Annotated in this window: 16 protein-coding genes; 15 read left to right on the forward strand and 1 reads right to left on the reverse strand. The window is 71.9% G+C overall.

Annotated features, from left to right (window positions below; translation table 11 throughout):
* The first annotated feature begins 137 nt into the window (after positions 1–137).
* From C466_RS00920 to C466_RS00985, 15 genes are all read left to right on the forward strand, one after another.
* The gene (locus tag C466_RS00920) at positions 138–716 is read left to right on the forward strand and encodes a cysteine hydrolase family protein (protein WP_004597542.1); all 579 of its coding nucleotides are present in this window, start codon (positions 138–140) and stop codon (positions 714–716) included.
* A gap of 137 nt (positions 717–853) precedes the next feature.
* Positions 854–1408 (forward strand): hypothetical protein, encoded by a 555-nt coding sequence (locus C466_RS00925; protein WP_004597541.1) that lies wholly within the window; start codon positions 854–856, stop codon positions 1406–1408.
* A gap of 126 nt (positions 1409–1534) precedes the next feature.
* Positions 1535–1666, forward strand: coding sequence for an HVO_2523 family zinc finger protein (locus C466_RS17425; protein ID WP_004597540.1), 132 nt, complete (start codon positions 1535–1537; stop codon positions 1664–1666).
* 202 nt (positions 1667–1868) lie between these two features.
* Positions 1869–2834: a phytoene/squalene synthase family protein gene (locus tag C466_RS00930; RefSeq protein WP_004597538.1), complete on the forward strand. Its 966-nt coding sequence runs from the start codon at positions 1869–1871 to the stop codon at positions 2832–2834.
* Between the two features lie 8 nt (positions 2835–2842).
* Positions 2843–3052, forward strand: coding sequence for a hypothetical protein (locus C466_RS00935; protein ID WP_004597536.1), 210 nt, complete (start codon positions 2843–2845; stop codon positions 3050–3052).
* 67 nt (positions 3053–3119) lie between these two features.
* A complete protein-coding gene (gene hisD, locus C466_RS00940; protein ID WP_004597534.1) occupies positions 3120–4397 on the forward strand; it encodes a histidinol dehydrogenase in 1278 nt (425 codons plus the stop codon).
* A 56-nt stretch (positions 4398–4453) separates the two neighbouring features.
* On the forward strand, positions 4454–5599 hold the full coding sequence (locus tag C466_RS00945) for a mechanosensitive ion channel family protein (RefSeq protein ID WP_004597532.1): 1146 nt from the start codon (positions 4454–4456) through the stop codon (positions 5597–5599).
* A gap of 75 nt (positions 5600–5674) precedes the next feature.
* Positions 5675–6049, forward strand: coding sequence for a HesB/IscA family protein (locus C466_RS00950; protein WP_004597530.1), 375 nt, complete (start codon positions 5675–5677; stop codon positions 6047–6049).
* 88 nt (positions 6050–6137) lie between these two features.
* Positions 6138–6383, forward strand: coding sequence for a DUF5816 domain-containing protein (locus C466_RS00955; protein WP_004597528.1), 246 nt, complete (start codon positions 6138–6140; stop codon positions 6381–6383).
* A 103-nt stretch (positions 6384–6486) separates the two neighbouring features.
* Complete coding sequence (locus tag C466_RS00960; RefSeq protein WP_004597526.1) at positions 6487–6825, forward strand: DUF7116 family protein; 339 nt, start codon at positions 6487–6489, stop codon at positions 6823–6825.
* 78 nt (positions 6826–6903) lie between these two features.
* A complete protein-coding gene (locus C466_RS00965; protein WP_004597524.1) occupies positions 6904–7104 on the forward strand; it encodes a dodecin in 201 nt (66 codons plus the stop codon).
* 588 nt (positions 7105–7692) lie between these two features.
* Complete coding sequence (locus C466_RS00970) at positions 7693–8937, forward strand: alanyl-tRNA editing protein (RefSeq protein WP_004597522.1); 1245 nt, start codon at positions 7693–7695, stop codon at positions 8935–8937.
* On the forward strand, positions 8934–9959 hold the full coding sequence (locus C466_RS00975; RefSeq protein WP_004597520.1) for an AIR synthase family protein: 1026 nt from the start codon (positions 8934–8936) through the stop codon (positions 9957–9959). Before C466_RS00970 ends, C466_RS00975 begins: the two co-directional genes overlap by 4 nt.
* Before the next feature lie 53 nt (positions 9960–10012).
* Positions 10013–11194: an acyl-CoA dehydrogenase family protein gene (locus C466_RS00980; RefSeq protein ID WP_004597518.1), complete on the forward strand. Its 1182-nt coding sequence runs from the start codon at positions 10013–10015 to the stop codon at positions 11192–11194.
* The gene (locus tag C466_RS00985; RefSeq protein ID WP_004597516.1) at positions 11191–11838 is read left to right on the forward strand and encodes an HAD family hydrolase; all 648 of its coding nucleotides are present in this window, start codon (positions 11191–11193) and stop codon (positions 11836–11838) included. Before C466_RS00980 ends, C466_RS00985 begins: the two co-directional genes overlap by 4 nt.
* A 25-nt stretch (positions 11839–11863) precedes the next feature.
* Here the strand turns inward: C466_RS00985 and C466_RS00990 are convergent, their stop codons facing one another.
* Entirely contained in the window at positions 11864–12250 is a 387-nt protein-coding gene (locus C466_RS00990) for a DUF5822 domain-containing protein (RefSeq protein WP_004597514.1), read from the reverse strand.
* Positions 12251–12334 lie beyond the last annotated feature (84 nt).

Below are 12334 nucleotides of genomic sequence, written 5' to 3' on the forward strand. Positions count from 1 at the left end.
AATAAGTAGTTTGTCGGTTCCTTCGGCGCCGCGGCCGGCGGATTTTTCGGCGCGGGTCGCCGGCCGCGCCGAGCGCGTCGTGGGCGCGGCCGGCGTCCGCACGACGGTTTTTGAGGAGCGCGCCCGAACGCCTCGGCATGGCGTTCGATCCGACAGCAACCGCGGTGGTCGTCGTCGACATGCAAAACGGGTTCTGTCACCCGGACGGGAGCCTCTACGCCGAGCCGAGCGAGGCGGCGGTCGAGCCGGTGACGGCGCTCGTCGACCGCGCCCGGGAGGCCGGCGCGAGCGTGGTCTACACCCGCGACGTCCACCCGCCCGAGCAGTTCGACGAGACCCACTACTACGACGAGTTCGACCGGTGGGGCGAACACGTCGTCGAGGGATCGTGGGACGCCGAACTCGTCGGCGACCTCGACGTGCGCGACGGCGACCACGTCGTCGAGAAGCACACCTACGACGCCTTCTACCAGACCGACCTGGAGGGGTATCTCGACGCGCACGGCGTCGACGACCTGCTGATCTGCGGCACGCTCGCGAACGTCTGCGTCCTCCACACCGCGGGCAGCGCGGGGCTCCGCGACTACCGCCCGGTCGTCGTCGAGGACGCGCTCGGGTACATCACCGAGGAGCACCGCGAGTACGCCGTCGACCACGCCGACTGGCTGTTCGGCGAGACGGCGACCCGCGACGAGGTCGCGTTCGCGTCGGCGTAGCCGGGACCAGCGACGTTTGGGACCGGCGACGTTTGGGACCGGCGGCGCCTCGGGCCGACGGCTTTTCCGGCCGCCGAAATTATCGCACGCGGAAATCGGCGTGTAATCCTTTTTACCGCTCGCCGGAACCGCGAGGTATGGACATCTCTCGGCGGGGCGTGCTCGGCGGCCTCGGCGCGGCCTGCGCGGTCGGCGCCGTCGGCTTCGCGGGCGCGGCGACGGTGACGGACGGCGAGGCGGTCGGCGGGCTCGGCGGCGACGGGCCGGGCCCGACGGGCGGGGGTTCTGACGGAGCCGACGACGGCCCCGAATCGGCCGCGGTCGACCCGGACGCGCCGTTCGAGGCGCGGCTGACCGGCGCCGACGGGGCCGACGCGCTGCTGTTCGACGCGAGCGACCTCGACCGCGTCAAGGGCGTCTTCGCCGAGGAGGGCGAGTACCTCGTTCAGGTCGTGCTCCCCGACGCGGGCGTCGAGACGTTCCGGACCCGGCTCGACGAGGCCGGCGCGACCGACGACCCGGCGGCGTTCGTGGTGTCGATGACGCTCGACGGGACCGAGGTGCGGCGCGTCGAGCTCGACGGCGAGACCGTCGACGCGCTCACCGGGTCCGACTGGGAGGGCGTGTTGACGCTCCCGTTCGGCGAGGAGCGGGTCGCCCGGTCGGTCTACGACCGGCTGGCCGACAGCTGATCGGACTCGGAGCCGGGCGACAGCCAATCGGTTCGCGGCCGACAGAGCCCGGACGACTGACTGGTCAGGTGTCGCGGCCGCCGGACCGGAGGACAGGGTTTTGCCCCTCGACCGCGTGGCTCAGCCGTGAGCGACGAACCGGGGAACGACGGCGGCCGCCCGTGTCCGGTCTGCGAGACGCCGATGTACCACCGGCACTGTAAGTACGTCTGTCCGGCTCACGGCGTCGTCTACGACTGTAGCGACACGTTCTACTGAGCCGCCGATCGCCTCGCGCGCCGTGTCCAGTCGCCTCGCGCCGGGTCCGGTCGCCTCACACGCCGGGTCCGGTCGCCGGAGTTAACAGGGGTGACGGAGAACCAGACTGGGTCGTGCGAACTGTTATGTTCTTGGAGGCCGACCTTTCTTCCATGATGGGCGACCCGTACGTGATCCTCCACGCCGACCCTCCGAGGTCAGCATGGTAGAGCAAAAACAGGTTGCCCGGAGCAAGCGGATCCAGCGCCGCACCGGGAAGACGTTCCACGTCGCCACCCGGCTGCTACCCCAGCGGATCCGCCATCCGACGTACGTGCTGTACGGATTCTTCCGCATCGCCGACGAGGTCGTCGATGCCGAAGACACCGGAACGCCCGCCGAGCAGCGGGCCGAACTCGACCGGCTCCGGGCGGCCGCGCTCGGCGAGGAGCCGACCGACGACCCCGTCTTAGAGGCGTTCGCCGAGGTGTGCGAGCGCAACGACATCCCCGACGAGGACGTCCACTCGTTCGTGGACGCGATGGCGAGCGACATCGACACCGACCGCTACGAGACGTACGCGGACCTGGAGGCGTACATGGACGGCTCCGCGGCCGCAGTCGGTCGGATGATGACGGCGATCATGGACCTCGATCCGGAGGAGGAGGCCGAGGCGCTCCCGCACGCCACGAAGCTCGGCGAGGCGTTCCAGATGACGAACTTCCTCCGCGACGTCCGCGAGGACGTCGTCGAGCGCGACCGGATCTACCTCCCCTTGGAGACGCTCCGGCGCCACGGCGTGAGCGAGGAGCAGATCCTCGAGCTGGAGTTCGACGAAAACGTCGCGGCCGCGATCCGCGAGGAGATGGCCCGCACCGAGCGGCTCTACGAGGAGGGCGTCGCGGGGATCAAGTACCTCCCCGAGGACTGCCAGCTCGCGGTGCTGCTCTCGGCGGTGCTGTACGTCGACCACCACCGCCTCATCCGGAACCGGGGCTACGACACCGTCTCGACCACCCCCGAGCTGTCGCTCACCCGGAAGCTGTCGCTGCTCGTCCGCACGCGCTGGAAGTGGCAGTGGAACAAGGACCCCGAGGCGGTGTTCTACGACATGTTAACCGACTTCGAGCCCCGCCGCGACCGCCACGGGCACGGCCCCCACGGCGCGGGCGTCCCGCAGACGGACTGAGCGGCCGCATGGACCGCTCCCGGTTCGTCTCGCTCGCGTTCGCCGCCTTCGGTCTCGTCTTCGTCTCCTTCATCCTCCGCGGCACGACGCGGCTGGTGGCGCCCTACGAGGTCGCCGTCGCGGTGTCGGCGCCCGTGCTCTTCGCGGCGGCCGCGCTCCTTGCCGTCCTCGTCGTCCTCGCCCTCCTCGACGTGACCGGGATCCGTCGGCTGGGGTGAACGCCTGCCGCTCCGAGCGCGTCGGCCGAGTCGGAACGCCCTTGCCCCGCCGCCCCCGACGACGCGTATGGACGTACGAACCGTCGCGGACCTCTCGCCGGCCGAGCGGCGCGCCCTCTTCGAGCGCGACGCCGGCGTCGAGGGGGTCCGAGAAGACGTGCGGGAGATCGTCGAGCGGGTCCGTGAGGAGGGCGACGTCGCGGTCCGCGAGTTCGTCGAGGAGTTCGACGGCGTCGCCGTCGGGAACGTCGACATCACCGACGACGCGGCGCGGGCGCACGAGGAGCTGGCCGACGCGGACGACCCCGTCCTCGACGCGGTTCGGGAGGCGGCCGCGAACGTCCGCGAGTTCCACGAGCGACAGCGCCCCGACGACTGGCGCGACGACTTCGGCGGCCGGGAGCTGGGGCGGCGCTTCCGCCCGATCGATCGGGTGGGGGTGTACGTGCCCGGCGGCGCGGCCGCGTACCCCTCCAGCGCGCTGATGGGGATCGTCCCCGCGGTCGTCGCCGGCGTCGACCACGTCGCGGTCGCCACGCCCCCGGCGGAAGACCTCAACCGGGTCACCCTCGCCGCGATCCACGAGGCGGGCGCCGACGCGGTGTACCAGGTCGGCGGCGCGCAGGCCATCGGCGCGCTCGCGTACGGGACGGAGACGGTGACGCGGGTCCAGAAGGTGGTCGGCCCGGGCAACAAGTGGGTCACCGCCGCCAAGTCGATCGTCCAGGGCGACGTCGAGATCGACTTCCTCGCCGGCCCGAGCGAGGTGCTCGTCCTCGCGGACGGGACCGCGGACCCGGACCTCGTGGCGGCCGACCTGGTCGCGCAGGCCGAACACGACCCGAACGCCTCCGTGGTTGCCGTCACCGACGACGCCGACCTCGCCGAGGCGGTCGCCGAGGCGGTCGACGCGCAGGCGGCCGAGCGCGAGCGCGAGGAGACGATCCGCGCCGCGCTCGACAACGAGGCGTCCGGCGTCCTCCACGCGCGGTCGATGCCCGAGGCCGTGCTGTTCGCCGAGGAGTACGCGGCCGAGCACCTCTCGATCGTGGCCGAGGACGACGAGGCGCTCTTAGCCCGGATCACGAACGCCGGCTCGGTGTTCCTCGGGCCGTACTCGCCGGTCGCCGCGGGCGACTACGCGGCCGGCACGAACCACGTGCTGCCGACGAACGGCGGCGCGAAGCGGTACGGCGGGCTCTCCGTGGACACCTTCCTCCGGTCGTCGACGGTCCAGCGGCTCGACCGCGACGCCCTCGACGACCTCTCGGAGACGATCACGACCCTCGCAGAGGCCGAGGGGCTGGAGGGACACGCCGAGAGCGTCCGGAAGCGGTTCGAGTAGGTCGAGCGGTCGGCTCCGCAGAAACGGTTATCTCGCGCCGTCGCGTCCCGGATGACATGTTACCGTCGCTCGCGGCGCTGTTCGAGGGGTTCACGGCGGTCGAGGCGACGGTCGCGGTCCTCGCGGTCTCGATCGCCGCCGCGGTGGCGATGGAGTTCGTCGTCCTCCGGTTCGCCCGCCGATACGTCTCGCACACGGACACCGGGTACGACGACATCGTCATCTCCTCGCTGCGCGCGCCGCTCGTCGTCACCGCCGGGCTCGCCGGCGTGTTCGTGCTCACGCAGGTGCCCGCGGTGCGCGCGTCGGTCGTCGTTGAGCCGCGGCTGCTCGACGCGGCGTTCGGGCGGCCGTCGCTGTCGGTGATCGTCCTCGTCTGGGCGTACGCGGCCAACGCGGTCGTGAACCGGGTCGTCGCCGCGGTCAACGAGGAGGGCGGCCGGTTCGACTTCGCGCCCGTCTTCTCGAACGTTTGGACGCTCGCGGTGCTGGTGGGCAGCGTCGGCACGCTGCTGTGGCTGTGGGGCATCGAGATCACGCCGCTGCTGGGTGCGGCGGGGGTCGCGGGCATCGCGGTCGGCTTCGCGGCGAAGGACACGGTGGCGAACTTCTTCGGCGGGATCGCGCTGTACTTCGACGACACGTACAAGATCGGCGACTACATCGTCTTGGACGACGGCACCGCCGGCACCGTGATCAAGGTCGGCGTGCGCTCGACGACGCTGCTCACCCGGGACGAGGTGCTGGTGACGGTGCCGAACGCGGCGCTCAACGCCTCGAAGGTGACCAACGAGTCCGCCCCGCAGCGCCGCCGCCGCGTGCGGGTCCCGATCGGCGTCGCCTACGGGACCGACGTGGACGAGTTCGAGGCGCTCGCTCTCGAGGTCGTGGAGGCGGAACCGCTCGTCCTCGACTCCCCGAAGCCGCGGGCGCGGTTCCGCTCGTTCGGGGACTCTGCGCTCCAGTACGAGATCCTCTGTTGGGTGAACGGGCCGACCCGTCGCCGCCGCGCGCAACACGAGCTCAACCGCGCGCTGTACGTGGCGCTCTGCGACGCGGGGATCGAGATCCCCTTCCCGAAGCGGGACGTGACCGTCGCGGGCGCGGTCGGCCCGACGGACGGCGGCCGCTCGGCCGTCTCCCCCGACGGCGAGTCCGATGCGACCGTCGACCTGAGCGACCTCGCCGACGAGGCCCCGTGAGCGGTCGAGCCCTCGTCGCTCGCACCGACCGGTCCCGCCGGCAGGGTTTTGAGTGTCCGTGCCGAACGCGTTCGCATGAGTACCGAACCGGCCGACACCGGGACCGAGGGGAACGACCCGGCGATCGAGGTGACTCCGGACGCCGCGGAGGAGGCGCTCTCGCTCCTCGACGGCGAGGGGCTCGACACCGACGTCGCCGGATTACGGCTGTTCGTCCAGCAGGGCGGCTGCGCGGGGCTGTCGTACGGAATGCGCTTCGACACCGAACCGGAGGACGACGACCTCGTCGTCGAGCACCACGGGCTCCGGGTGTTCGTCGACCCCGCGAGCAAGAACTACATCGGCGGGAGCACGCTCGACTACGAGCACGGCCTCCAGGCCGCCGGCTTCGAGGTCGAGAACCCGAACGTCGTCTCCGAGTGCGGCTGCGGCGAGTCGTTCCGGACGTAGCGGGTCGCGGTCCGATTCTCCGATTTTCTCCGGTTTCCTCCGACGCGCGAGTCCGCCGCTTAAGTCGCTCGGGCGGGTACGGGACGCCATGAGCCTGGAAGCGTCGACGACGCCGAGCGGCGAGCGGGTGTACACCGACCGGTCGCGCACCGAGCGCGGCGCGGACGGGCCCTTCTACCTCGTCTTCGAGGACGAGGCGGGCGAGTCCCGCTGGGGGTTCCGCTGCGGTAACTGCGGGTCGTTCGACACCGCGATGGACACGATGGGCCGGATCCAGTGTACCGAGTGCGGCAACCTCCGGAAGCCGGACGAGTGGGACGCGGCCCACGAGTGAGCCGCGTTCGCTGCGCTCCGGACGGGTCCCGACGGCGCCGCCGATTCTCTGCGTTCGAAATCGTGAGAAAGTTTATCACGGATGGTGCCGAACTTCGAGGTAGATGGCCACTGCGAGCATCCCCCCGACGACCGAGGCCAGAGACGTCTTCCGCGAACTGGGATACACCGTCTCCGAGGACGGACGCGAGTTCGTCGCGGAACGCAAGTGGCGGCGCGTGTTCGTGACGGTGCTGTGTATGGACGACGACGAGCTCGACCCGTATCTCGCAGACGGGGGCGACCCGGCGCGGCTTCGGTGTTTCGTCACGTGGCGCGACCGCGCGAACGATCTCCAAGAGCGGCTGGTCGACGCGAAACCGCCCTACGACTGGGCGGTCATCGGCATCGACCGCGACGGCGAGGACTTCGCGGTGATGGAAGGCGCGCCCGGCAGCCCGTAGTCGGGCGACGAGTCCGCCCGTCCGCGCCCTCCGCGGACGCGTATTTTTATCCCCCCGTGCGTCCTACCAGCACGTGACATGGTGTTCAAGAAGATCACGCTGATCGGGACGAGCGACGAGAGCTTCGACGCCGCGGCCGACGAGGCCATCGACCGCGCCGAGGACACCCTCGAGAACGTCTACTGGGCGGAAGTAGAGGAGTTCGGGGTCGAGCTTCAGGGGGACGCCGAGCGCGAGTACCAGGCCGAAGTCGAGGTCGCGTTCGAGCTTGAGGGCTGAGCGAGACGCGGTTTTCGATCTTTTATCAGTAGCCGTGAGCCGTGCCGGCGTCTGTTTATAAGGACCTATTCGCGGATCGTCGACGAACACCGCCGAAGGCCCAGCCGCTCGCTTATAAATTAACGATCACGGATCGACGGCGAACACCCCAATGCCCCAGCCAGGAGGGCGGCGCACGCTCGCTGTCGCCCGAAAATCTTCGATTTTCGGGATGACGAGAGAGCTTCGCTCTCTCGAACCACGCGCTTCACTCGGTCGCTCACTCCGTTCGCTCCCTCGTTCCAGTGCTTGCTTCGCCTGTGCCGCCCTCCTGGCTGCCCCTTTGAGTCCCACCCGCCCCGCTCCGCACAGCGCCTCACACCTCCCCAGCCTCGTCGGCCGGCCTCCGCTTCGCTCCGGCCGGCCGACTCCCTCGCGCGGTGCCGTCGCCGGCGCGTAGCGCCGGCTGCCAGAGGGACCTTCGGTCCCTCGCTGTTCGCGGCCGCCGGGGGCGGCCGCTCACGGGCACGCGCCGACCGCCACCGCCGTTCATTTATAAATGCTCCCGCGGCGGCCACCTATTTATTCGACCGCGCCCACGACCCGGCAATGACCGCGTCACGCGCGCCGGCCGAGCCGACGGTCCGGGAGTTCGAAGCGACGGTCGAACGCGTCGACGACCGCGAGGTCGTCCTCGACGAGACGTACTTCTACCCCGAGTCGGGCGGCCAGCCCGCCGACCGGGGGACGCTCGACGGCCACCTCGTCGACGGCGTGGTGGAGCGCGACGACGAGGTCGTCCACGCGCTCGCGAGCGACGGCGAGGTCGACCTCGAACCGGGCGACGAGATCACGGGGCTGATCGACGACGCGTTCCGTACCTACTGCGCCCGGGCGCACACCGCCTCGCACGTGCTGTACGGGGCCGCGCGCCGGACCGCGGACGACCTCGGCTACGCCGGCTTCGACATCTCCGAGACGAAGGTCCGCGTCGACCTGACGACCGCCGAGCCGCTGGGCGACGACGACCTGATCGAGTTAGAGCGGCTCGCCAACCGCGCCGTCTGGGACTCGCTTCCCGTCTCGTGGGCGACCCACTCGGCCGACGAGGCCCGCGAGATCGACGGGATCGCGTTCAACACGAAGACCGAGGAGGGCGCGATGAGCGGCGGCGACGCGGTCCGGGTCGTCACCGTCGGCGCCGAGGGTGACCCCTGGGACGTCGCCGCCTGCGGCGGCACCCACGTCGAGAACACCGCGGAGATCGGTCCGATAGCGGTACTGGAACGGTCGAACCCCGGCGAGGGCGTGACCCGCGTCGAGTTCGCGGTCGGCCCGACGGCCATCGACGAGCTCGGCGCGGTCCACGCCGCCGCGCTCGACGCCGCGACGACGTTGGACGCGCGCGTCGGCGACCTCCCGGACGCGGTCGCGCGCCTCCGCGACGAGGCCGACCGGCTGGAGGCGGACCTCCGGGACGCCCGCGAGGAACTGCTCGGCGCCCGCCTGCGCGAGCTCCCGACGACCGAGATCGACGGCGCCCGCTGGGCGGTCGGCACCGTCGACGACGCCGAGCCGAACGAGCTCCGGGACCCCGCGACCGAGGCGGTCGGGAGCGACGACGACCTCGACGCCCTCGCCGCGGTCGGCGCCGGCGACGCCCCGTTCGTCGTGGTCGCGGTCACCGACGCCGCGGACGGTGACGCGGCCGCCGCCGAAATCGACGCGGGCGAGGTCGTCGGCGCGGTCACCGACGAGTTCGGCGGCGGGGGCGGCGGCGGCCCGACGTTCGCGCAGGGCGGCGGCCTCGACGCCGACCCCGAGGCCGTCGCGGCGTGGCTCCGCGAGCGATGACCGGGAAGCTGGGTCCCGACGCGCTCGCGACGGCGCTCGCGGCGACCGGCGCGGCCGACCCGGCGGTGACGCAGGGGCCAGCGTACGGCGAAGATGCGGCCGCGATCGACTTGGCGGGTGCCGGGGAGACGCTCGTCGTCGCGGCCGACCCCCTGTCGCTGGCCGCGGAGTCGGTCGGGACGCTGGCGGTCCACGTCGCCTGTAACGACGTCGCCGCGAGCGGCGCGGACCCGCGGTGGCTCACGCACACGCTCTTTTTGCCCGACGACGACCCCGACCGCCTCCGGACGGTCGTCGACCAGGTCGACGCGACCGCGCGCGACCTCGGCGTGTCGGTCGTCGGCGGCCACACCGAGGTGCTCGACGCGCTCTCCCGCCCCCTCTGCTCGATGACGGCGATGGGGACGACGGACCGCTTCGTGTCGAGCGGCGGCGCGGAGCCCGGCGACCGGCTCCTGCTCACCAAGGGCGCGGCGATCGAGGCGACCGCGATCCTCGCGACCGACTTCCGCGAGGAGTGTCTGAGCGCTGGGGTCCCAGCCGCCACGCTCGACGCGGCCGCCGAGTTCCTCGGCGAGGTGAGCGTCGTCCCCGACGCGGCCGCGGTCCGCGACGCCGCGACCGCGCTCCACGATCCGACCGAGGGCGGCGTGGCGACCGCGCTCGTCGAGATGGCGTCCGCGAGCGGGGTCGCCTTCGCCGTCGAGCGCGACGCGGTCCCGGTCCGTCCCGAGACGCGCGCCTGCTGCGACGCGCTCGGTGTCGATCCCCTCGCGACGTTCGGCTCCGGCGCGCTGCTGGCCGCGGTCCCGCCGGAACGGGTCGACGCGGCGCTCGACGCGCTCGACGCCGCCGGGATCGCGGGCGCGGAGATCGGCGTCGTCGAGCCCGGCGGCGAGAGCGACGGCGACGCCGGCTCGGCCAAGGGCGACGGCGAGCCGGGAACCGTCCGGATCGACGGGGAGCCGCTCGCGGAGCCGCCCCGAGACGAGCTGTACCCGCTCTGGGAAGCCCGGGAATAGCTCTCTCCCCGCCGATCGCTCACCTTTTTCGGTGAGGGACCGAAGGCGGTGACATGACCGGAGCACGCGTCGGGTCGGCGCTCACCGACGAGCAGGCGGCGGTCCGCGATCTCGTCGAGGAGTTCGCGGCCGAGGAGGTCCGGCCGAATGCGGCCGAGGCCGACGAGACGGAGACGTTCCCGGAGGACGTGTGGGACGGGCTCGCGGAGCTCGGCCTGACGGGACTGACCGTTCCGGAGGAGTACGGCGGGTTCGGCGCCGATAAGACGACCTACGCGGTCGTCAACGAGGCGCTGGCGCACGGGTCGCTCGCGGTCGCGACCGCCCTCTCCGTCCACTGCCTCGCCACCTCCTGTATCGCCGAGTTCGGGACGGAGGCGCAGCGCGAGGCGTGGCTCCCGGAGATGGCCGAGACGGGTCGCCCGGTCGGCATGTTCTGCCTCTCCGAGCCGCAGGCGGGGTCGAACCCCGCCCAGATGGCGACGACCGCGACGTACGACCCCGAGGCCGACGAGTACGTCCTCAACGGCGAGAAGCAGTGGATCACGAACGGGCGGCGCGGCGGCGTGGCGATCGTCTTCGCGAAGGCCGCGGGAGAGGGCGACGCCGATTCCGACGAGCTCGACGACGCGATCACCCAGTTCCTCGTGCCCGCCGATACCGACGGCTTTGAGGTCGGCAAGAAGGAGGAGAAGCTCGGCCTCCGCGCGTCGGACACCACCGGGATCACCTTCGACGACTGCCGGGTCCCCGCCGAGAACCGGCTCACCGAGGAGGGGAAGGGGCTCTCCGCAGCCTTCCGGACGCTCACCGAGGGCCGGATCGGCATCGCTGCGCAGGCGGTCGGCGTCGCGCAGGCCGCGCTCGACGAGGCGACGTCGTACGCCGAGGAGCGCGAGCAGTTCGACCGCCCGATCGGCGACATCCAGACGATCCGGCACAAGCTCGCGGAGATGTCGACCGACGTGTCGGCGGCGCGGCTGCTCGTCCGCGAGGCGTGCCGGCAGGCGGAGGCGGGCGAGGACTACCGCGTCGCCGCCTCGAAGGCGAAGTACCGCGCCAGCGAGGCCGCGATGTCGGTGACGAACGAGGCGGTCCAGATCCACGGCGGCTACGGCTACACCACCGAGTTCGACGTCGAGCGGCTCTACCGCGACGCGAAGATCACGGAGATATACGAGGGGACGACCGAGATCCAGAAGACGATCATCGCCCGGGGGGTGTTCGGCGAGTGACTCCCGGCGTCGAGGGGGCGCCCGCCGGCGCCGACGGGACGCCCGCCGCGTCCGGAACCGACCCCGTCGGCTCGCGGCTCGCCGGCTACGACGCGGTCGTCTACGACCTCGACGGCACCCTCGTCGAGCTCGCCGTCGACTGGGACGCGGTCGCGGACGACGTCCTCGACGCCTACGCCGAGCGCGCGCTCATCCCGCCGACCGAAGAGCTGTGGGATCTGCTCGGCGCGGCCGACGACTACGGGATCCGCGCCGAGGTCGAGGCGGCGATCGCGGGCCACGAGCGCCCCGGGGCCCGCGAGTCTGCGCGGCTCCCGCTCGGGGATCGACTGACCGGAACCGCGGCTGGCGCCGACGCCGGTTCGCATCCCCCCGCGGGCGTCTGCTCGCTCAACTGCGAGGAGGCGTGTCGCATCGCGGTCGAGACGCACGGGCTCGACGACGCGCTCGTCTCGGACGCCATCGTCGGCCGCGACACCGTCGAGACCCGCAAGCCGGACCCGGCGTCGCTGCTCGCGGCGATCGATCGGATCGGCGCCGCCCCCGAGGACGCGCTGTTCGTCGGCGACTCGCGGAGCGACGCGGTCACCGCCGAGCGCGGCGGCGTCGACTTCGCGTGGGTCGCCGACTTGGTCGCGGAGTAGCGCGCAGGGAAAAGCCGCCGCGCGCTCAGTCCCGCTTTCCTGATTCGTTCGTGCTCGGCTCGCCGTCCTCGGTCGGATCTCCGTCGTCGTCCGAGTCGGCTTCCTCGTCCGGGTCGGCTTCCTCGTCCGAGTCGGCTTCCTCGTCCGGAGCCGCGTCGTCGTCCGTGCCCGCGCCGCCGTCGCCGGCCTCGGCCCGCTTCGCGTACAGCGCGACGGCGACCGCGGTGACGAACCAGATGGGGGCGCCTACCCGGACCGCGAACGCGGCGCGCGCGCCCCACGACTCCAGCGTCACGAGCGTCGACAGCAGGGCCGCGGCGGGGGCGCCGACGAGGATGGTGACGACGAACGTCGTCTGCATCACCCACGCGTAGTCGACCCCCTCGTACTCGGCCCGCTCGACTGGTTGCACGCGAGAGGCTCCGCGGCGGAGCGGCAAATCGGTGGCGGTCGCCGGCGGTAGGGTCGGACGCGGTCGCGATCGGCGGCGAGGGCG

It is taken from the genome of Halorubrum distributum JCM 10118 (assembly GCF_000337335.1).
In the GTDB taxonomy this organism is placed as follows: Archaea; Halobacteriota; Halobacteria; order Halobacteriales; family Haloferacaceae; genus Halorubrum; species Halorubrum distributum.